The organism is Psychrobacter sp. H8-1 (genome assembly GCF_904846575.1).
In the GTDB taxonomy this organism is placed as follows: Bacteria; Pseudomonadota; Gammaproteobacteria; order Pseudomonadales; family Moraxellaceae; genus Psychrobacter; species Psychrobacter fulvigenes.
Genome location: NZ_CAJHBG010000001.1, coordinates 2,376,280 through 2,397,361, shown reverse-complemented (window position 1 = coordinate 2,397,361; position 21,082 = coordinate 2,376,280). Strand labels below are relative to the sequence as shown.

17 protein-coding genes and 1 CRISPR repeat array (1 of these 18 cut by a window edge) are annotated in these 21,082 nt (G+C 43.3%); of the genes, 2 read left to right on the top strand and 15 right to left on the bottom strand.

Translation table 11 applies throughout. From position 1 onward, the window contains the following. Positions 1–1,181: a CRISPR direct-repeat array (repeat unit 28 nt); it reaches 6,889 nt to the left of the window's first position. A gap of 178 nt (positions 1,182–1,359) precedes the next feature. From cas6f to JMY01_RS09785, 8 genes are all read right to left on the bottom strand, one after another. Further along, complete coding sequence (cas6f, locus tag JMY01_RS09820; protein ID WP_201575413.1) at positions 1,360–1,959, bottom strand: type I-F CRISPR-associated endoribonuclease Cas6/Csy4; 600 nt, start codon at positions 1,957–1,959, stop codon at positions 1,360–1,362. 10 nt (positions 1,960–1,969) lie between these two features. Continuing rightward, entirely contained in the window at positions 1,970–2,875 is a 906-nt protein-coding gene (cas5fv, locus tag JMY01_RS09815) for a type I-Fv CRISPR-associated protein Cas5fv (RefSeq protein ID WP_265089870.1), read from the bottom strand. A 110-nt stretch (positions 2,876–2,985) separates the two neighbouring features. Continuing rightward, on the bottom strand, positions 2,986–3,939 hold the full coding sequence (cas7fv, locus tag JMY01_RS09810) for a type I-Fv CRISPR-associated protein Cas7fv (protein ID WP_201575411.1): 954 nt from the start codon (positions 3,937–3,939) through the stop codon (positions 2,986–2,988). A 23-nt stretch (positions 3,940–3,962) separates the two neighbouring features. Beyond that, positions 3,963–6,986 (bottom strand): CRISPR-associated endonuclease Cas3'', encoded by a 3,024-nt coding sequence (locus tag JMY01_RS09805; RefSeq protein ID WP_201575410.1) that lies wholly within the window; start codon positions 6,984–6,986, stop codon positions 3,963–3,965. Then, positions 6,987–7,982, bottom strand: a complete 996-nt coding sequence (gene cas1f / locus JMY01_RS09800; protein WP_201575409.1) for a type I-F CRISPR-associated endonuclease Cas1f — start codon at positions 7,980–7,982, stop codon at positions 6,987–6,989. It lies immediately after the preceding gene. A 272-nt stretch (positions 7,983–8,254) separates the two neighbouring features. Continuing rightward, entirely contained in the window at positions 8,255–8,602 is a 348-nt protein-coding gene (locus JMY01_RS09795) for a DUF3817 domain-containing protein (RefSeq protein WP_201575407.1), read from the bottom strand. A gap of 209 nt (positions 8,603–8,811) precedes the next feature. Beyond that, positions 8,812–9,672 carry a MauE/DoxX family redox-associated membrane protein gene (locus JMY01_RS09790; protein WP_201575406.1) on the bottom strand — a complete coding sequence of 287 codons (861 nt, stop codon included), beginning with the start codon at positions 9,670–9,672 and terminating at the stop codon, positions 8,812–8,814. Positions 9,673–9,984: 312 nt separating this feature from the next. Beyond that, positions 9,985–10,680: a hypothetical protein gene (locus JMY01_RS09785; protein WP_201575405.1), complete on the bottom strand. Its 696-nt coding sequence runs from the start codon at positions 10,678–10,680 to the stop codon at positions 9,985–9,987. 191 nt (positions 10,681–10,871) lie between these two features. On the opposite strand from JMY01_RS09785, the gene JMY01_RS09780 reads away from it, so the two are divergent. Further along, positions 10,872–11,285 carry a PaaI family thioesterase gene (locus JMY01_RS09780; RefSeq protein ID WP_201575404.1) on the top strand — a complete coding sequence of 138 codons (414 nt, stop codon included), beginning with the start codon at positions 10,872–10,874 and terminating at the stop codon, positions 11,283–11,285. A gap of 165 nt (positions 11,286–11,450) precedes the next feature. Here JMY01_RS09780 and JMY01_RS09775 read toward each other — a convergent pair whose 3' ends face one another. From JMY01_RS09775 to JMY01_RS09765, 3 genes are all read right to left on the bottom strand, one after another. Next, the gene (locus tag JMY01_RS09775; protein WP_201575403.1) at positions 11,451–11,945 is read right to left on the bottom strand and encodes an META domain-containing protein; all 495 of its coding nucleotides are present in this window, start codon (positions 11,943–11,945) and stop codon (positions 11,451–11,453) included. A 366-nt stretch (positions 11,946–12,311) separates the two neighbouring features. Next, positions 12,312–13,004, bottom strand: coding sequence for a VIT family protein (locus JMY01_RS09770; RefSeq protein WP_201575402.1), 693 nt, complete (start codon positions 13,002–13,004; stop codon positions 12,312–12,314). Between the two features lie 183 nt (positions 13,005–13,187). Further along, positions 13,188–13,937: a siderophore-interacting protein gene (locus JMY01_RS09765; protein WP_201575400.1), complete on the bottom strand. Its 750-nt coding sequence runs from the start codon at positions 13,935–13,937 to the stop codon at positions 13,188–13,190. A gap of 306 nt (positions 13,938–14,243) precedes the next feature. Between JMY01_RS09765 and JMY01_RS09760 the strand changes: the two genes are divergently transcribed. Next, complete coding sequence (locus JMY01_RS09760; protein ID WP_201575398.1) at positions 14,244–16,298, top strand: TonB-dependent receptor domain-containing protein; 2,055 nt, start codon at positions 14,244–14,246, stop codon at positions 16,296–16,298. Positions 16,299–16,453: 155 nt separating this feature from the next. Here the strand turns inward: JMY01_RS09760 and JMY01_RS09755 are convergent, their stop codons facing one another. The 4 genes from JMY01_RS09755 to JMY01_RS09740 form a co-directional block, all read right to left on the bottom strand. Then, the gene (locus JMY01_RS09755; protein ID WP_201575396.1) at positions 16,454–17,212 is read right to left on the bottom strand and encodes an ABC transporter ATP-binding protein; all 759 of its coding nucleotides are present in this window, start codon (positions 17,210–17,212) and stop codon (positions 16,454–16,456) included. Between the two features lie 28 nt (positions 17,213–17,240). After that, complete coding sequence (locus JMY01_RS09750) at positions 17,241–18,182, bottom strand: iron chelate uptake ABC transporter family permease subunit (RefSeq protein WP_227678034.1); 942 nt, start codon at positions 18,180–18,182, stop codon at positions 17,241–17,243. A gap of 332 nt (positions 18,183–18,514) precedes the next feature. Next, on the bottom strand, positions 18,515–19,585 hold the full coding sequence (locus tag JMY01_RS09745) for an ABC transporter permease (protein ID WP_201575394.1): 1,071 nt from the start codon (positions 19,583–19,585) through the stop codon (positions 18,515–18,517). Between the two features lie 114 nt (positions 19,586–19,699). Continuing rightward, positions 19,700–20,737 carry a siderophore ABC transporter substrate-binding protein gene (locus JMY01_RS09740; protein ID WP_201575392.1) on the bottom strand — a complete coding sequence of 346 codons (1,038 nt, stop codon included), beginning with the start codon at positions 20,735–20,737 and terminating at the stop codon, positions 19,700–19,702. Positions 20,738–21,082 lie beyond the last annotated feature (345 nt).

Here is a 21,082-nt window from a genome sequence, read left to right as displayed (position 1 = left end):
GGCTGGGTGTGGTTTTCTAAGTCACCTATGCGGTGAGGAAGTGAACCTGACACACTTGAGATACCACCATCAATTTCTAAGTCACCTATGCGGTGAGGAAGGGCTACCTGAATGTTTTAGGGTTTTAAAAGAGTTTCTAAGTCACCTATGCGGTGAGGAAGTTCATACATATCAAATTCACGCGCCACCTTAATTTCTAAGTCACCTATGCGGTGAGGAAGTCGTTAAAGAAATGACAGGCAAGCTAAATAATTTTCTAAGTCACCTATGCGGTGAGGAAGTGCTGGCTTGGATATTAATAACAAGGTGTGTGTTTCTAAGTCACCTATGCGGTGAGGAAGACAACTTCCTTATTTCGCAAAACACTAATAATTTTCTAAGTCACCTATGCGGTGAGGAAGACAGCTTAGCGCTTTTGACAGCACCTCCTTGTTTTCTAAGTCACCTATGCGGTGAGGAAGCTCTGTACGCCTCTTATGACCATGTTGAGCTATTTCTAAGTCACCTATGCGGTGAGGAAGGCTATGAGGTTTATAACGTCAACATAATAAATTTTCTAAGTCACCTATGCGGTGAGGAAGGGCATAGAGTAAGCAGTCCCTAGTAAGGTTTGTTTCTAAGTCACCTATGCGGTGAGGAAGAATGCAATTAATACGCTAAATATATGATTACATTTCTAAGTCACCTATGCGGTGAGGAAGAATTAAGCAATCAATTAAGCAGCACCAACAAATTTCTAAGTCACCTATGCGGTGAGGAAGGCGAGAGTCGCCTTGAGGGTTGTATTGAGATTTTTCTAAGTCACCTATGCGGTGAGGAAGAAACTGATTTGTCATCAAGTGAAGATAGTTTCTTTCTAAGTCACCTATGCGGTGAGGAAGGCGCATCAATAACCGCTATCTCACCGTTGACATTTCTAAGTCACCTATGCGGTGAGGAAGGGTTCGTTCAAGGGCTATCAGTACCTTAAATCTTTCTAAGTCACCTATGCGGTGAGGAAGTTTATAGTAATTTTTACGATAATGCAAGCACATTTCTAAGTCACCTATGCGGTGAGGAAGCTTGCTAGCTCTGCTATTTGGAATATTTCAAATTTCTAAGTCACCTATGCGGTGAGGAAGATGTTAAGCCTAGCCAATCAGTTAAATAATTATTTCTAAGTCACCTATGCGGTGAGGAAGAGGAATTATACCTCAAAAAACTCAATTACAACAAGGCGTGGAGAGTAAAACACCCTATTTTACCCTCCGTTTTTCGCCCTAATGTAACTGATTGATTTTATTACAAGTTTTTAAATAGCTCAAAAAAAGGGTTTTTTGTCCCAATTTTTGGGTAATTCGTCATTACCTTATAAGTAGCTTACCAATGGGGCACAGTAACCTTATCTGCCGCATTGTTAATGCCATAGCTGTTAAACGACCCTTGAGTCTCATTATCTGTCATTTCTTGAATGATAGATAATGCGTAGGGTTGATTGTTGCTGATACTCCTTAAGTTGATATACGGATACGGTTTGTTATCCTGTTTGTGTTTGGCGCAGTGTATCAGTGCCGCCTCCAGCGTAATTCCTTTGTGCTCAGCGAATGCTTCAGCCTGCTTGAGCACGTTTTTATGGCGGTAGCGTCTGATCACAACGTGCCCTTTGGCTTTGTCACCAACCTCATTGATGCGCTTCACATGCACATAGTCCGTCAATCGCTCCAGCCATTTATCGAGATCTAGAGTCTCTAAATCCTTTTGGCTTTGAGCGAAGACACGTAGTTTATCACCTAACGTAGCAAATACTTTATCGCCTTTTTCTTCATAGCGATAACTTGGGAAACTGACACCAATAGTATTTATATCATGCTTATTTTTTGCTTCCGCTAAAGCAATGTGTATTTGGTTATAAACATCGCTCCACAATTCGTACAGCTTTTTATCACCGTCTATCAGCGTAACTTCTTGATAGTAGTTCATTTATTACTCCCTAACGTAAACGAATATCTGAAACATACGCCAAGCCTTTCTTGCCTAAATAAAATGACGATACACCTGCATCGTCAATCATTCTTTTAAGCTCTTTAGCTTTTGCATCGTCAATATCTAATGTGATTTCAAGCTGTCCACTGGCTTTGGTTAGAGCGTGCTTGATCTTGCCTTCACCCTTTACAAACTCTTCGCGAATGAATGGATTACCATAAATCAGCTTTTTGCCACCTGTGACATAGGTTTTCATAAAATCTTTAGGGGTAAAGCCATTATTAGATATGCCGCTGATGCCGCCTGCTTTAGTTTTTGCACTACTCATATCATATCTTTCTTCTAACCGCTGTAGCTGTAAATACAAGGCAGAGCAATACATGGGTAGGATCAGTTGCTGTTCTTTCTTATTGAGTGGTTTATATTTCTCAAACAATGAAGATAGCTGATCGGAAGCTTGTTTAATACGTCCTTCAGGTTCAACAGGTTTGACTTTTTTAATATCATCAAGGCGGTTCATGATAGAAATAGGATCAAGCGGCAAAGTACTCTTTATTAAGGTGTTATCAATAATAAAGTCGCAAAGCTCGTCAATATCAAGCGATAAGACACCCCAAAACTCGTTTGAATAATCAGACTGAAATATTGGGTCGTTCACTTTAATCATTCCCGTAAATGAGTTTTGATCTGTACTACCTTTCATATTACGAAGATAGGCGATCTCGCGGTTTATTACTGTTGGTGTATCCTTAAAGCTGATAGCATTCTCAATATCTGAAAAGTAAAAATGCTCACTTTTTCTGGCTTGATAGAGCTTACGCTGATCGCCTATGAGGCGACTTAGTATGCCTAAAACTGTATTTTTACTGACTGATCTATTATGATAGTTTTCAGGCTTTTTAAGCTCAGTCATGGACGCAACATAGTTGCGTCCCCTCTTGGGTAATGCTTCGTCATTGCTACCATCTAAAAACGAATTTCGCCATGACGCTTCATAGTCGATAATGATTCTCATAAGACTTCCTATTCATCGTTATTGGCTTCAAAGTAAATAGCGTAATCCATACTAGGAGTGTTATTGGCTTCATCAGGACTGCGCTTGATACGCATCATTTTGTTGCTATCGTTATAATCTACCTCAACACTATCGACATACATATAGCTTTTAGCTTGGCGTATAGAAAGCTCTTTTATTAGCTCTAATGTAGTATTGACTAAAATATCTATAGCAACTTGATCAAGTAAAATGCCAGTTTCACCCTCATTATAAATAGTGCCTTTTCTAACATAGTTGTGATGAAAAGTAGCTTTTGGCTCTCTGTCCGGTGACAGTGATTTAATAAAACCTTGTACTTGTTCGGCGATAGTGTCACCTTGATTGTCTTTGATAATCATCGCTGCGCGATCAAATTTATTGTCCAGTGAGATAAATTGTAGCTGCTCAATACTGATTGAACCGAAAGACAAGTATTCAGTATCACCAAAAGTTGTTTTAGAAAAGAACGATGAGCTATCACGTTCACCGGCTTGTCCAAACTGCTCAAAGTTACCATTACCTAGCTGATCAACAAAATCTTCAAGCAACAAAGGACTGGTACGTTTGCATTGACTGGCAGGAACTACATACCCACGGATCAAACCTGTAATGGATGCGATTACCTTATCTAGACTTTTTTCGCCTGCGAAGTGTAAGTCAAAAGCCTGATCACGAAAAAGGTGATGACGGATACAGTTTTGACTGATGTATAAAGGCGTTTCTTTAAAGTTGATATCAGTTGCTTCTTTTTTATATTTATAGCCTGTTTCATCCTTGATTTTTCCCGTTAAATTGGTGTAACCACGTAATTTGGGTAAAGTGTGATTATCAACGGTACGACCCTCACTACTCAATGTTGTCGGTCCATTCCAGTTAACAACACCATGACCAAATGCTTTTACTTTGAAATCAACGCTTTTAATACCAGTTACTTTGTTCATTGTTCTCTCCTAGAGTTTATTTCTCAGTCATCCACTGAGGTTGGGTTAGTTAATTTATTAATAGGTACTGTGCCAACAGGTTGTTTGGCTGTCATCACGTAATACATCGCGTATTGATGACGTTCTCGTTCTCCGCCAATGGGTTCTAAGTCCTCAGGCGTATAGCTCAGATAAAGAGGGTGATCAGGGGATCGGGCTTCTGCTAACAGCATAAAGTCTTTATAAGCTTTGTTAGCATCTTCTTTTATATTGTGGTGTTTGGCTTGCATAAAACCGACTAAGTCTTTGGCACTGTCACCGTACCCTCGAACACGCTCAACAGACTCAGTTAATCCAATACTGACCGTACTGTGATCAGTATGTTCATCATAAGCATACTCATTAGTAAATGTTGGGTTTAGCTCATCATCCACATGACAGACTGCCATTTGAACAAATCGATTATTGCCTCGTAACGAACTTTTAGATATCTTAGCAGCGCCGTCTTTAGAGCGCTTAGACTTAGGTGGTACACTGATAGGATCAATGACTTTGGCATTGATTAAACTCACACTTTGCTTTAATGCTTTTTCCATATCCTCCGTGACTTTGTCTCGGCAATCCTCATCTGTATAGAATTTTTGATAAACCTGATAAAGCTCGTTTAGAGTGACGGTATCAAGATTGTTGTCATCTAAGTAGTCTTGTAGATAGTTTAGCCAGGCAACACTACTATTCCAAACGCAAAGACTGGCTAAAAACTTTGCTTGCCGACTACTTTGTTTACCCTTTTTTGCGCTCTCAGGAATCACGGTCGTATAGATATTTAATTCATTATTCTCACCAAAGCGATCCAATCGGCCTAAGCGCTGTAACCAATTTTCAGGACTGGTCATATCCGTATACATCTGCTGGCACGTGATATTGAGTGACGCTTGAACAATAGGTCCACTGCGCAATACTTTGTACTTTTGGCTGCCCTTTTCCTTGAAACTGTCAAATACTTGGTTAAACCAATGTACTTTATCAGTACGAGTATATTTGGAATGAAGTAAGATATTGTTCTCGTTGTTCTGGTGCAGTAAAAAGCCAAGCTGGGCATCTTGCGCGGTATTAGTAATAATGAAAGTTGTTTTGTCTACTTCGATAGCGTCATTGACCAGCGGGTTTGGATGTTCAGTTTCATCGTAGCTGACAAAATCCAACTTGTAGTCTGACTCATTAAAGCTATCGACTCGCACGACATAGGCGTTGTCGATATTAAGCACTTCATTGACAAAATAGTCATGAGGCGTCGCTGATACGAGTAAGGTATTGGCGTTAGCACCGCGACACTTTTTCGCTTCTATTAACTCTGCAAATAAGAGATTAAAAGCAGGCATGGGAATCAATTCATGAAACTCATCAAATATTACATGCGCTTGCATAAAGTCTGTCATTTGAGTGGTGACTTTATGGTGGGAGATAATATTATTAATCACCTGATCTATCGTTGTTAGTACGATATCCCCACTAAAGTAGTCACTCTCGCTAGTGTCAGGCGTATCATTCATACTCATGCCATTAGTTAAGATTTTTTTATATTCTCCTGTAAATATTTCGATACGGCTGTTAGGTAAATACTCAGCTTGGGTTAAGTCAGTTAAGAGTCCTAAGCAAACCTGCACCCGAGGACAAACCCAAATGATTTTATTAGCATTGGTTCGACTTGCCCATTCCAATGCAATTTTAGTTTTACCGCAGCCAGCGGGACCTTGTAGCACACCGATGTTGTCCGCCTCATCAAACTCAGCAATCTCTTTTAGCTCAGCTAGTTGGCTAGCAGCTTGAGTCTGAGCAAGGTTACGGTCACTGTTTGGATAACGACTGTCAAAACCTGCAAGACACGCATTGATTTTACGACATAAGTCACTGTCTTCAATAAGGATATTGTCTATAGCCTGTTCTAAAGTACCTTCTTTGATATAGTCTGCTAAGTCTTCAGCGGGCATGGCAGATACAATTCTATCTGCACTGATGACCGCTGTACGGATTAAGTTGTTTAAAGCGTTAGGTTTGATATCTATAGTAAATTCATCAATGTCTTCAGCAAGTTCATCGTATACTTTATAGCATGGTAAGTCCTCTTGAGTGAGCGCAAAATCCTTGTTCCACTTTGGTATTAGATTATCAAAATTAACATCAGTATAGTTCGCACTGATTTGAGCAACATCATTAAGGACTGCTGATAACTCATCCATAATCTTATTTATAGATTCAGATTTCAGGGATTTTACAAATAATTTATGAATGCCTTTTGCCTGCATAAAAAATTTGTCGTCTTTACGATAGGGGCGCGTATGATGCCAATAGATGCCGTGAAACACTTGATCGCGCTGATTTGTGTTTAGTGCGTCAGTAGGTAAGATAGATTGTGCTAGTAGCCAAGAAATCTCATGATGACGAGGATGTTTTTCAAAGGTAAATTTGGTATGACCTCGAATACTATTATCAATATGGACGCCATCGTCAGGTAGATCAGGCAATACCTCATCTGATGTGTCTGATGGCTCTTTACCGATCTTGGTTTTTAACCAGCCTTGAAATTGCGGGTCTAATTTTCCAATATCATGCAAAATACCGGCTATCAATGTTGCTTGAGCAAGCTTTGGATTACTGATTTGCATTTTTTCAATAATCTTATAACCAAGATAGCCAACAGCAAAAAGATGCTGGCTTAATGGCTGCTCATTTGTATTGGCTAGAATATCAGCCGTTGTTATCGGTAAATCCATAAAAACCTCGTTATTAGTCCAATTAACAGGAACCACCCCAACCTCATTAAACTGACGTTTATTGCCCACTATCCATACCAGTTCAGTAAGCTGGCGAGTTTTATTACGATGACAGCTTACCGCCGTTGACTTGGTCGCTGATTTGCGTAGTAGCTGCTTAACCATTTTTAGTCCGTCTTCTGTAATCGCCGTCTGCCAGACATTGTCACCAATGCGATTGGCAAAGGCATCCAAAATTCTGCGAGTGCGCTTGAGTGATTTTTTCTCACACTGGGAGACAAAAGTGACAATCATTTACGCCTCCCATTTTTTAGTCATCGCCAACTGCTTTACCACCTCAAACTGATAATCCAAAGCTTTGTGTTTAGTAAACATATTGATGCACTCTTGGCGAAACTCTTGCTCGCTCATGTTTTCGCTAGCGCAGATAAAGGCCAAGGGCAGTACCAAGGCATCTTTGATAATATCTGCAATATCAAACACCAGAGCTCCGCGACGGGTCTTACCATGCATCACCGCAAAGCCATGCGGAATACCCAGCGTCCATGCGGTCGTCGCGCCAAGTCCATAAGCCAGATAGTTGCCATGGTTAAGAAACCCATTGGCTTTGTCGATACCGTCATGCTCACGAGTAAAACCATCGTAGCCCGTGTTTTTAGCTGCCAATTTATATAACTGTTTGGTCAAGCGTGCTTCCAGTTGTAATAAGTGCATGACCTCGGTTTGCTTATCGATTTGCTGAATATTATTACTGAGCAATTTTTGTACCATCTCGATATTGCTATCAAACCCCCAACGCTTAAAATCACTGTCTTTACCCCATACCGCTTGCAGATAAGCAACGCGAGCTATTTGCAACTGCTTGGCAGCGGCGAGGCGCTTGTCATCATCCCACCACCAGCTCATCCAACCTTGGATATATTCTGTTGGTCGATACTCGCTTTGCGGGGTCATCCACTCGACATAGACCTCACGCTCCGTACCCATAAACAGGGGCATACCGCCGCCGCCACAAAACCCAACCAACACGCCAGCTTGCGAGAGCAAACGCATCGCCGCTTGAGTAATGGAGGTTCCCGTACCGAGCAAGATAGAAGTAGTATTAGCGATAGGAATGTTGTAATACAGATTGGCTTTGTCGTCTTCGGTGAGATATAACACGCGCCCATCCTTTTGCATGACCCGGCAATGGGAGAGATAGTAGATATTGGCGCGTTTAGAGTGCAAGATAGTCTTGAGGTCGGAGGAGGCGAAGCTATTGTCGGTATAGGGGTTGCTAGGTTTTGGCATTATCATTCCATTCTTTAAGTAAAAACCATATCAGGGGTATGGGTTTACTGTAGTCAAAGTAGAAGGACTAAACAATGCTTAATGTACAATGAAACGACAACAGGTGTCGTGTAATGAGTTTTTTTGCGGTAGCTTAGGGCGTGTCCTCATTTTTAGCCCATTTAGATGACTATCGATTGAATTGAGGACACATCCTAGATAACTGGAACTATTTAAAATAGTGAAGTGATAAAATGGAGAGATAGACTGTTAATAGCCTGCTTTTTGAGCCACTAGCGTTTCTTCAAACTCTTTTTTAATAGATGATCGAATATAAACGGCCCAAAAGGTAAAAAGGAGCCGAGCACGCCTGCGGGCATAGCCCAGATAGGCATTTTGATTTTGGTGGCTGCGCCCAGCAGTATCAGGATATAGGCGATGAACAATACACCGTGTGCCATGCCGATATATTTGACAGCTTCTGGGATGCCCATCATGTACTTTAGTGGCATGGCAATGAAGAGTAATAACAAAAAAGAGGTGCCTTCTAGGTAACCCATAATCGTCAGGCTCTTTAAGGCACGGTTTTGTTTGTTGGTGAGGGTAGGTATTTGTTCGAGAGTTGGCTGCGCCTGTAGCACTGTGTTTTCCTTTTATGATGATCAATCAATAACTTGGCGAGTATTTCAATGTCGCGTTTCAATGTCGGTATGATACGGGATATGCTGAGCGCTTTGAAGGTTTAATTGATTGCAGCTGTCACTGCTTATGTCACGCCTTACTCGGATGGTTTTGAAATGCTAGGACTATTCTAAGAAGGCGGCTTCTCTTTAAACGTTTTTTAGCACTTTTATATAAAGGCTCGAAGCAACATATAACTGCCCATACCAAACATCATGACATTTTCTGTTAAGGAGATAGCACCCAAGGGCACCTTGCTGTCGCCACCCATACAGGCACAGGTCAGCTCGCGCTTATCAATGTATACCGCTTTAATAACTGATATGCCGCCTATCAGGCCGATAGTCAGCGCTACCGCACCCGCTATTGGATTTAGCCACGGCTGATTGGCAAGCATGGCGATACCTGCAAAGGCTTCAAAAAACGGATAAACATAGGCATAACGAACTACCCGCTGAGCCAATAAATCATAGCCCAAAAAGCTGGTGGTAAAGCTTTCTAAATCTTCTAGCTTTTTGATGGCGAGCACACACATAGAGAGCGCTACGAACCACATGAGCGCCTGCATCGACAGCACGTTGACAGATAGCGCCCAACATAATGCCAAGGTCATTAAGGCAGTGACAGAAAATATGGCAATGACTGGTGTGTAAGTCTTTTCATCTTCTGCTTTTGGCTCGCTATTACCCAAAAACACCTGCAGCTCATCATTGCCACCGATGCGCTTGCCATCGATAAAGGTTTGCGGTGTGGTCTCAACGCCTAAGTTGTCTTTGACTAAGCTGTTTTGCTCGTCATTGGTGATATGACGATCGATGATATCGTAACCTGCGCGCTTGAGCGCATCTAACGACTTTAGGCCAAATGGGCATAAATGATCGGACATCACCATGCGAAAGATGACAGCTGATTGACCAGCGTCTTGTGTGATATGCTCGCCAGGCAGGGTTTCGATAAGCTGCTGTACTTTAGGATCATGGCTATCAGCAATAGGCTGGCTAGCAGACGATTTATTAGCCTCTGTAATCATGGCAGACCTCCCTTGCGTTTTATCACTCGCTGCTCATTATTTATTACGAGCTACTGATTATTATGAGCTACTGATTATTATGAGCTACTGATTATCTACGAGTTGCTCACTATCAGCCTATAAGCGTGCCAAGCCCTAGTCTTTACCAATCTTGTTATTTTTCTTAGGTTTCATGATAAGCAAAACACCGGTTCGTTTGTTAAGGCAGTAACTTATTTTTAAAACAAGAATAAGGGGGCTAAATCAATTGATTTAGCCCCCTTATTTAATACCAGTAGCACGGTACCTATTTTAAAGTGTGTTAACTATAGATTACTGCTCGGTAAATACTATAGCCTTAGCACCTTCAGCAGTGGGTAGATTAATGGTCAGCCTGCTCGTCAAGATATCGCCTCGGGCATTGATTTTGTAGCATTCTGCCGTTGTTCCCTTAGGCTCAGCACCTAGCAAAGCATTTTCTGAGCTATTGATGCAGAACCATGCCGTATTATTGCTGTCTCGCGTCAGAGACCAGTCTTGGCTATAACTACCTATCTTGTTACGTTTGCTGCTGTCGCTATAGACGTTTTCCGTGATCAATTGATTGGAGTCGCCGACCTGAGCCATCTTGGGTATGGTACTCGTTTGAGTGGCCAGCGAGTACTCGCCTGAGCTGTCAGTGTAGCCGTGGAATACTAAGGGGTTCAGGGTAAAGTAGTTGATAGCGACTGATTGATCGGTGATTTGATTGTTCGACTTGGTGATGGTGTTTATCTCGCTACCTTGAACTTGTTTATTATTGAACAGCATATTGCCTTTGGGCGTGACTTTTATCTCTGCTGTAATGGTTTGGTTGCCTACCACCGAGACCAAATTTTGCTGACGCTCTTTGGTATAGATATTGAGCATGGCGGTCTCAACAGGGTACTGAGTCACGACTTGACTGCCAGTCGTTGTTCCACTATTCATACCTGTTGCACAAGCGCTTACGCTTAGTCCAGCCACAATACACAATCCTAGTGCTTTCATTGTTTAATCCCTCAGTTTGTTTGAATTAATGCTATAGTCGGAGCACTTTTAAACCGCTAAGGTGTTATCCGCCCTAGATGTACTTAGTGTACTATCTGTGGTCGGTCGCCTTGTAGCGATTTTAAAATTCCTTGACTATATAAATGTCTACTATAATAGAATTTTAGGATAATGACACTAAAGGAGTAGATATGTCTGCGAGTAAAGAAGAGATTGCTGCCTTTTTGGCAGCGGAGTTTCCCCAAACTAAATGCAAGGTCGAGGCAGTAGGGGAGAATGGCGCGACCCTATCGCACGATATTGGGATAGACGAGCTGCGTCCGGGTGGTACGGTCTCTGGCCCTGTATTGATGAGCATTGCCGATGTCGCCATCTATGTAGCGATACTCGGTCGGATTGGCATTGTACCCTTGACCGTGACGACGAGCTTGTCTATTAATTTTTTGCGCAAACCTTCTGCAAAAGCCCGCATCATTGCAGAATGTACTTTGATAAAAGTGGGGCGTACGCTAATCGTCGGCGAGGTGGCTTTATATTCAGAAGGTTCTAGCGATATGGTGGCGCATGTGGTCGGCACCTATTCTGTGCCACCCAAACGTGACTAAACGACTCTATGACATGACGATCGTCATATAGTATTAATATCATTGATAGCCTTAATAAAAAAACAACGCCCCACGTCGTCGTGAGGCGTTGTTTTTTTATTATCCAAGAGACACTTTATCAAAGAGATATTTTATCTTGTCTTTCAGTGAGCAGTTAATGTACTGCTACTGGGTTTTTGCGACTGCTTTAAATTGTGCGACTTGGTCATCATTGGTGATAGTTAATACTGGCACGTTGTTCGCATTTTTACCCAAGCTGTATTTGCCATCTATGGTAGCAAGGGTGGCGGTATCAAAGCTGGCTTGTGGTTCTGGGCATGCCATCATGGTGCTTCTGCCGTGACCCAGCTGTACATCACCATTTACCACCTCATAGCTAGCTGCTATGTTGTTGCAAGTGTTCATAAAGCTGACAAGGTTGTTGCCATCCACTTCCATAAAGTTTAGCGTCAAAGGTTTGGCGGGATCATAAAATAATTGAGAAACCTTTTCGCCGTTGCTACGTTTTGCGTCGACAAGTTGCCAATTATGAGCCTGTAGGATATCTGAAGTGATGGGCTGTGTACTTGGTGTGGTAGCGCCAGGCGTCGTTTGGCAACCCGCTGCCAGCGCACTAATAGCAAGGGTACTGGCCATTATTATTTTAGTCATGTTTTTCATAAAGATCCTCTTAAAAGTATTAATTTATTATTTTTGCATAAATGCTCGTTATAAGGTTTTGCTAACAACAATTGCTAACAACCAATGACCAAAAGCATAGTTAGGCGCTACTGTGTAGGCGCTGATGCTGTTGTTAAATGTCGGCATCGTTGTTAAGCGCCTGCATTCTTGCAGAGGTGTCAGCGGGATGCAAGGAGGAGTTACTTTTTGAATACCTTAATAGGTCTTTACTTACAAACGCGCGCTGATACAGACGTATCGTTCTAGGATGCGTTACGAAAAAGTAATGAGCGCTAAAAATAAACTGGGCTCTAAACCGTTCTAGTCATTTGAAAATAAAACTGTCATACTTTTAAATTGAATCTGCTACACCCCAATTAATCGCCCAATAAGTGATGTTGCGACCATGGCCAGTAAACCCCACACGACGACGCGAGTGACAGCAGGGAGAGTGGGTGCACCGCCCAAGCGCGCCGATACCATGCCAAGTAGGACTAAGCCGACTATGGTCAGCGCGGCCAATGACCAAACAAGGATCTGGGCTGGAAACACCAAGATGCCGATGACAGGAAATATGGCACCAGTAATAAAGGCCAATGCGGAGGCAATGGAAGCTTGCAGGGGCTTTGCTTGACTGATTTCAGTTAGCCCTATCTCGTCACGAGCATGAGCCTCAAGTGCATCGTGCTCAGTTAAGGCGACAGCAACTTGGTGTGCTAAGTCTTGATCAAGTCCACGCTGCTTATAAATTGTTGTCAGCTCGACAAGCTCCCGCTCAGGATTATGCGTCAGCTCGTAAAGCTCTTTTTTTAAATCAGCCTTTTCAGTATCTGCTTGTGAGGACACAGAGATATACTCACCAGCCGCCATTGATAAAGCCCCTGCGGTCAGTGACGCCAATCCTGTCAGTAATAAGGTTTGGCTGCTCGCGTTTGCGGCGGCAACACCAACCAGTAAACTGGCGGTAGAAATGAGTCCATCATTGGCGCCAAGTACCGCTGCTCTGAGCCATTGACTGCGGTTACTTAGGTGCGGCTCATCGTGAATAGAGTATGACATAGACATCCTCAAAAAATACAAACGCTCAGAGGACAGTTTAACCTGTAACGGATCACAGGGTTAGAGCGTGTTGCATATTTTGTATGAATGTTTGTATGAATGAGCGCTTCAGCCGTCTAATTTTTTTGCCACCTCTGCAATTCTTCGCCGCTACTCCAAATAGTTTTAACGAGCCCCTGACTGTTAATTCAGCAGCTCGGTCTGCGCATCCTGACGCTTTTCTACTTTATGCTGATCTTCGGTGTTGTCGACTTTCCAGTAGCTCGATATGTATAAATGCGTTTTGGGCAGTTGCTGGATGGTTCTAAAGTAATGCCTGAGCGCGCGCATGCTATGGAACTCGCAAGCTGCCCACACCGCAGGTTGTCCATCAAGCCAAGCAAGCGCTTTGACACGCTCAAGCAAAGGACAATCATTAGCATTGGGGCTGGCATTGATAACCCAATGTATTTCCATGTTTTTCGGTTTCTTTAATATCTGAATGTCCAATTCAGTGGTTACTTCCAGCACTGCATACCCTCGTGCGTCATCGGGCAATTGAGCAAGGTTGACCGAAATAGCTGGTAGCGCCGTCATATCTCCTGCCAACAAAAACCAGTCTGCCGCATTATTGATGAGCTTCTTTGGCCCAGGGCCACCCACCAATATTTGCTGACCAGGCTGAGCATGGCGTGCCCACATCGATGCAGGGCCTTCAGCGTCATGAAGGGCAAAGTCGACATCTATCGCGTCATCGCGTTGCGCGCTTACGGTATAGGTACGCATCAGTGGTCGCGTGTCATTAGGTTGAGGAAACAGCAGTTTGATATAAGCGCTTTCTTGATCTTCTGGAAAGTCTGATAATCCGTTCCCGCCGAGGGTGACGCGGCGCATATTTGGCGTGATGTATTTAGCATCAAGCACCTCTAGTGTTCTGGGTGTCGGTTTTGCCATTTTAAGGTTTTCCTTTATTTAGGGGTGAGCGTTTGCTGTATATGAAAGTTTACCTAAGGCATGAGCGCAACCTTATCGATACAGCGTGTTTTACGCATGATTCATTGTGTTAATTCTTACAAGAATTTTATTACGCTTATTTTTCTATTGAAATTTTAATAGCGTTCAGTTATTATCTGCAACGGTCATTATAAATGATAATCATTACTATTAACATTAACATTTGTTTTTACGTGATTTTGACAGTAATTATTGCTTGATAATTTCTAACGCTTATATATAAGCCCTATTACAGAGTGAGTTTTTATGCATAATTCATTACCCAGCCGTCTATCGACATTAACCTTAGGTGTTGCCACTGCTATGTTTGCGCAAGTTGCAATGGCGAATGACACGCCGAGCATGACCGCGCAAACCATTACGGTGACCGCCAATAGTTCAGTCCGTGAAAACATGCAAGAGGATTCAGTTTATATCGATGATTACACGCCAGCGGCGCAAGCCAGTCATTTAAGTGACTTTTTGGACGTCGTACCAGGGGTAACCGTGGGTGGCACATCAACCGTGAACCAGCGCGTGCGCGTACGTGGCCTTGACGATACCAACCTAAAAGTCACGATTGATGGCGCCCGTCAAGAAGGCGCGATGTTTTACCATATGGGTGATATCACGATCGATCCAGATTTATTAAAACAAGCAGAAGTCGCGGTGGGTAATAATTCAGTGACTTTGGGTAATGATGCTTTGGGCGGCGCGGTAGCGTTTGAAACAGTCGATGCTGCCGACTTGCTCAAGCCTGGTCAAAAAATAGGTGCAAAAATACATGCAGGGTATGGCAGTAACAATGATGAGCTATTAACGTCAGCAACGGTCTATGGCGCACCGTCTGATAATGTGGATTTATTGGCCTATTACGGCAAGCGTGATGCAGATTCTGGCGAAGATGGGGAAGGCCGTGAGCTTTTTGAAGACAGTAAAGGCGAAAATATCTTATTAAAAGCAGGGGTTTCTATCCTCGATGATCACCGTGTGGGTGCTAGCTTTAGCCGTACTGAAAAAAAGGGTATCTTTCCGTTTCGTCCAGACTTTCCGAGTTTGAGTGACGAAAGAATCCCGCAAAAGGTAAAGCGAGATACTTATACAGTGGATTACAACTTTAATCCATTAAACTCTCTGATTGATGTCGATGCCAATGTCTATCAAACCGAAACAGAAATTTCGCGTAACAATAATGCTGATATATCGTCAAATTATGATTGGAATGCTAAGGTAAAAACCACTGGCGCCAAAATTGAAAACACCAGTGTGATTGATACTGCTACCGGTAGCCATAAGTTGATCGCAGGGGCAGAGCACTACAAAAAAGAGTCGGAGATGGCACGAGACAATCAGGGTGCAAACAGTGACAGCGCAAAAAACACCTCAGTGTATTTAGAAGACCAGTGGCAAATGGGTAAATTTACCCTAACGCCAGGCGTGCGTTATGACCGTTACGAATCACCCGAGTTTGTGTCAGGTGGTAAGACCTATGACAATGTCGTTGGTGCCTTGGCTGCCAGCTATGAGATTGCGCCGCGTACGCAAGTGTTTGCCAGCTATACTCAGTTGTTTAATGGTCCAGACTTAGGCCAAGCTGTCTTTAACAGCAATGGCGAGGGTGGTATCTATGTCAATAATGACCTTAAGCCAGAAGAAGGCTATAACTCTGAAGTAGGTGTGGCCACCACACTACGAGGGCTGACGCTTGCCGATGATGCGCTACAATTAAGTGCAAAGTACTTTAGATCTAATATCGAGAACTATCAGCAGTTTATGCGTAAACCAAGCGCAACACGTCCAGAGAGAGTAGGTATTGATTGCGATACTGGTGCATTAGGCGGTAGTTGCCAAGGTATGATCAACAGTGATGAAGACTATGAAATCAAAGGCGTTGAGCTGGCAGCGAACTATAGAATGGATAACTTTGGTATGGGTCTCAGCTATTCACGTGCCCGTAGTGAAGGTAGCGAAACAGGCGATAGCATTCCATCCGTAAGCGGCAGTAGTGCTGACTCGGGCGACCGCTACATGGTGAACCTGAACTATGAACCAAGTGATGAGCTAGGGCTTGGCTGGCGCAGTACGTACGTAGCATCCATCACCGATAATAGTGGAGATACCAAGCCAAACTATGATGTGCATGATGTGTATATGAACTATTCACCACGTCAGCTTGAGGGTGTGAAAGCTACGGTTGGGGTCTATAATCTGTTCGATGAAACTTATGCTAGCCACTCATCGCGCTTAGATACGGCTGCTGATGCTTCTACTGACTTTGAAATGGGTCGTAATATCAAAGCGTCTTTAACCTATCAGTTTTAAAGAGTAATTATAAATAGTTCTAAAAAAACCAGCCATCTAACATTTAGGTGGCTGGTTTTTTATGCAGCGTTTTATCAAGGTTTTGTTATTAAGGGCTTGTTATTGAGAGCTTTTTATTAAAGAGGTATTGATCAAAGTCTCTTTGTCGAGAGAGTTTAAACCGTATCTACAATGACGGGGCGACCATTGTGCGTCAGTACCGTAACGTCTACGCCATATAAGTCATCGATGGCATCATGAGTCAGTACATCGGTAGGGTGACCGGTCTGGATGATTTTGCCTTCCTTCATCATAACCACGGTATCGGCGAACTGCGCTGCTTGATTGATATCGTGCAAGACAATGACCACAGTTTTGCCCGCTTGATGCGTCAGCGACCGCAGCTCACGCATCAGCCTGCCGGCATGATACATATCGAGGTTGTTTAATGGCTCATCGAGCAGTAAGTAAGGTGTATCTTGGCAGACAATCATAGCGATCAATACCCGTTGCCGCTGTCCGCCAGAGAGGGTAGAGAGAAAGCGCTTGGCCATGTCGAGCAGCTCAAAACGCTGCATGATGGTCTGTACCATTTGTTTGTCGCTGTCTGTGGGACGGCCCTGATGATAAGGGTAGCGGCCAAACATCAATAGCTCTTCTACCCGCAGTCGCCCTTGAATGTGGTTTTCTTGTGCCAACATGGCGACGGTTTTGGCAAGGGTCTGGCTATCGGTGCTTTCGATATCATGCCCGTCAAAGCTGACACTGCCTTTTTGTAAAGGTGTCAGCCGCGACATGAGGTTAAACAGCGTTGACTTGCCCGCACCATTGGGGCCAATAAGAGCGATGACTTGGCCTGTCGCTAGGGTTAAATCCACATCATCGAGGATGGTGTGTGAGCCAATACGATGGCTGACGTGAGAGAGGGTTATCATAATGACATTCGCACTTTATATGAGTAATTTATACGGGTGATTTATGTTGACGGAACTGACTGAAAATTAACGCGATAAAGACAATGCCTCCTAGCAGCTCAATAACGACTGAGAGCACACCTGCCATACCTAATATGCGCTCGAATATGGTCTGACCCAATACCAAGCAGAGCATGGCCATAAAACTCACCAATACCAAGCGTTCGCTGTGGTGCATGGTTTTGCAAATACGATTGGTCAGCGCGCATACCAGCAGTCCTAAAAATATTACTGGGCCGACAAACGCAGTCGCCGTCGCGACCAATACGGCGATGACTATTAATAAACGCATCGCTAACGATTGGTAGTTGATACCTAAATTGATGGCATGTGCTTGTCCCAACATCAAAACATCCACTTGATGCCGCCATCGCCAAATCAAAACTGCACTCACCAGACAAACGACCAAACTTGCCATCATCATCGCTGAATTAATCGTATTGAATTGCGCAAAGCTGGCTGATTGAATAACGACGTAATCTTCAGGGTTGATCAGCCGTGCGACCAAAGACGATAAACTGCGAAACAATACCCCAAATACGATGCCGACTAAAATCAACCTTGCCAAATCATGATTGGAGCGTGTAAAAAGTAAGCGAAATAATAGCAGTGATGCTCCTACCATTAACCCCACTTCCAAGGCAAATTTTAGCAAAGGCTGGCTGCTAAACAGATTGCTGGTGCCCAAAAAGAAAACCAGCAGACTTTGAATAAGTACGTAAAGAGCATCAAAGCCCAGTAACGAAGGGGTCAAAATAGGATTGTGCGTTAAGCTTTGAAACAGAAGAGTTGAGACGCCAATCGCATAGCCAACAATCAATAGTGCCAACAGTTTTTTGCCACGGAATCCGAGCACAAAATCCCAATTACCATTGGCACCGATAGTCATAAATAAGACTGAACTGACGATGAGTAGGCCAAGGACGATCATTACAGGCTTGGTCCATATCTCGTTAGAAAGTAGCTTTGATAGCCGCTTTGATGACTGCTTTGGTAGCTGTTTTTGTAATAGGGAATGCTTGCTCATGGCTTGCTTAGAAGCTTTTCGACTGTCTAAAAAGTCATGGTCAGTATTATCAGGATGGATGCTGTGGTCAGGTGATGTCGTCATTGGCTTGATTCAACGTGGCTATGATAAGTTCAAAAAAAGAGGCGTACTTCTAAAGGGAAAGTCACTTCAATAGTGCACCGCTACTGTTATGGGTGTATGGGTTTTCTCGCTTGCTGTGCGTTTTTTACTCCAAAGACTTCGCAAAAGCAAAATTAACTGGCTTTGGGTTGACGTAATAGCAACCATAAAAACACTCCCGCACCAATAACGCCAAAAATAGTCGCCACTGGCACCTCATAAGGATAGCGAATACTGCGCCCGATGATGTCGCATAGCAGTACAAAACTGGCTCCCATCAAAGCAACCGCAGGCAGACAATGGCGCAGCTTATCGCCCATGATTCGGCTGATGATATTGGGCACTATTAATCCCACAAATGGAATGGCACCGACGGTCACCACGACCACTGAGCTAATGATGGCGACAGTCATAATGACAAACCAAGTCATCAGGTTTTTATTAACACCAAGATTGATCGCAATGGCGTCGCCAAGACCAACGATGGTCAGCTTATCTGCTAAGATATAAGCGCCTATCGCTAATGCCCCTGTCAAATACAGCAGCTCATAACGACCTGCTAAGATAGTAGAGAAGTCCCCAAAACGCCATACTGAGAGCATTTGTACCGACTCAGTCTGATAAGCAATAAACAACGTCACCGCTTCGATGATGGCACCAAACACGATGCCGACCAACGGCACCATCAAGTAATCAGTCGGCGGTAAGCGCTTAATAAGGCGCATAAATATCACCATACCAACCACCGCACATAGCGTAGCCACTAGCATCTTGTTCAGTAAGCTGCTAGCTGGCAGGTATAGACTGATGAGTAATAATCCTAAACCAGCACTTTGAGTCGCCCCCACCATAGAGGGCTCGACAAAGCGGTTTTTTAGTACGGTTTGCAAGATCATCCCTGCGACCGCCAACGACGCTCCAGTCAAGATAATGGCAATAGTGCGCGGTATACGGCTGACCATTAACAGCTGCATGTCAGTACTGGCTGCTTGGCTGGTGGTTTGGCTCGCTGTGCCACTACTGAACATGGCGAATAAAGGCGAGGCACTATCGACAAGCCATTGCCACGAAAAATCAGCGACGCCAATAGACAAGCTCAGTAAAATCAAAGCAAACAGCAATACCAAGCTGAGAGCATTTAACAGCCTTGGTGATAAAGACCATGATAATCGCGGAGACTGAGTGAGCGGTACGCTGCGTGCCATAGGGATATCTACACATTAAGTGGCTGGCTAACGGTTAACTAAAGATTTACGTAAAGAGTTAAGTCAGCCAGCGACTTGTTTGCTTGTTAATAATTTTGCTTATTAACAATTAATCTATTGGGTGCTGTCTGCCTGAGCAAATTTTTCGGTGACAAGGTTGGCATCTTTTAGCCATTGATAGTAACCACCAAATGCTAGGTAAGAATCTGGGCTTAAATAAACGATATTATTGTTTTTCCACGCCTTGGTTTGATGCACCAATGGGTTGTCCAGCACCACTTCTGCGCCATCACCTTCCTCACCAATGGCAGAGGTTCTGTCCAATACAAATAGCCAGTCGGGATTGATTTTTTGTAGGTATTCAAAAGAAACAGGCTGCCCATGCCTAGAGTCTTTGATCTCGGCATCTGCTACAGGAATGCCAAATACGGTGTGGATAAACCCAAAACGCGACTCCGCACCATAAGTTGAGAGCTTGTTACCGTTGACCAATACCACTAAGCCATTACCTTTGCCTGCGCTGGCTGCTTTGGCTTTTTCGATAGCATCATCGATGTCTTTTTGTAGCGCTTGCGCTTTATCTGCTTTATTAAACAAACGCCCCAAATCCGCTAGACGCTGCTTGCTAGACTCATAAATATTGGCGGTATCTAAGGTGAGGTCTAGCGTCGGTGCCATTTGATTTAAGGTATCGTGTTTTTCTGCCATACGCGAGCCGACCAAGATGGCTTTTGGCTGCATCTCGTTCAAAGCTTCCATATCTGGCTCAAATAATGTGCCTATTTTTTTGCTCTCTGGATTTTTACTCTCTGGTGTATCAGCAGTCTTTAAGTTGTCTAAGGGTAAATTGTCAGGTAAGCCATCGACGGGCACGCCCAGCGCTGCTAAATCCTGCATCAACGTCATGTCATAGACAGCGATAGGGTGGGGATTAACAGGCAAATCCACATCACCACGAACGGTATCAATCGTGACCACTGTATCGTCACTAAGTGCAGAGTTTGCTTCTATATTGCCATCCGCGTTAGTCGATTGGGTTTGTTCGGTGTTAGTTATGTCGTTGGCTTGATCCGTGTTTTCTGTTGGTGTGCAGCCAACAAGGCTGGCGCTGACGGCAAGTCCAAGCAAAGTAAGTTTTGTTTTTCTGTTCATATGGCAGGCCTATTATTTACAAATATTGTGTCTGTACAACGAGATATGTTTGATTCATCAAAAGAAAGCTCATGATACGCTAAAAATTATAATAATGGAATGATATTCATTATCATTAAGATAACTATTACTATTAGTAGCTGATTACTCATTCATCTTGCTGTTTTAAAGTATTGATATAGATGGTTTTTTATAACTATAAAAAAATTGTGGAGGGAAAAAGGTTTACGGCATTCATTTGATTAGGAGTAGTTACAAGATATTAAAATGATAATAATAATGATTCTTATTTACATTCATTATTTTTTATATTATTATCCCCCAACTTAGAGTGAAATATAGCCG

Coding starts and splice junctions, on each gene's coding strand:
- cas6f (WP_201575413.1), bottom strand. CDS start 1,959: ATGAACTACTATCAAGAAGTTACGCTGATAGACGGTGATAAAAAGCTG.
- cas5fv (WP_265089870.1), bottom strand. CDS start 2,875: ATGACTGAGCTTAAAAAGCCTGAAAACTATCATAATAGATCAGTCAGT.
- cas7fv (WP_201575411.1), bottom strand. CDS start 3,939: ATGAACAAAGTAACTGGTATTAAAAGCGTTGATTTCAAAGTAAAAGCA.
- JMY01_RS09805 (WP_201575410.1), bottom strand. CDS start 6,986: ATGATTGTCACTTTTGTCTCCCAGTGTGAGAAAAAATCACTCAAGCGC.
- cas1f (WP_201575409.1), bottom strand. CDS start 7,982: ATGCCAAAACCTAGCAACCCCTATACCGACAATAGCTTCGCCTCCTCC.
- JMY01_RS09790 (WP_201575406.1), bottom strand. CDS start 9,672: ATGATTACAGAGGCTAATAAATCGTCTGCTAGCCAGCCTATTGCTGAT.
- JMY01_RS09785 (WP_201575405.1), bottom strand. CDS start 10,680: ATGAAAGCACTAGGATTGTGTATTGTGGCTGGACTAAGCGTAAGCGCT.
- JMY01_RS09780 (WP_201575404.1), top strand. CDS start 10,872: ATGTCTGCGAGTAAAGAAGAGATTGCTGCCTTTTTGGCAGCGGAGTTT.
- JMY01_RS09775 (WP_201575403.1), bottom strand. CDS start 11,945: ATGAAAAACATGACTAAAATAATAATGGCCAGTACCCTTGCTATTAGT.
- JMY01_RS09770 (WP_201575402.1), bottom strand. CDS start 13,004: ATGTCATACTCTATTCACGATGAGCCGCACCTAAGTAACCGCAGTCAA.
- JMY01_RS09765 (WP_201575400.1), bottom strand. CDS start 13,937: ATGGCAAAACCGACACCCAGAACACTAGAGGTGCTTGATGCTAAATAC.
- JMY01_RS09760 (WP_201575398.1), top strand. CDS start 14,244: ATGCATAATTCATTACCCAGCCGTCTATCGACATTAACCTTAGGTGTT.
- JMY01_RS09755 (WP_201575396.1), bottom strand. CDS start 17,212: ATGATAACCCTCTCTCACGTCAGCCATCGTATTGGCTCACACACCATC.
- JMY01_RS09750 (WP_227678034.1), bottom strand. CDS start 18,182: ATGATCGTCCTTGGCCTACTCATCGTCAGTTCAGTCTTATTTATGACT.
- JMY01_RS09745 (WP_201575394.1), bottom strand. CDS start 19,585: ATGGCACGCAGCGTACCGCTCACTCAGTCTCCGCGATTATCATGGTCT.
- JMY01_RS09740 (WP_201575392.1), bottom strand. CDS start 20,737: ATGAACAGAAAAACAAAACTTACTTTGCTTGGACTTGCCGTCAGCGCC.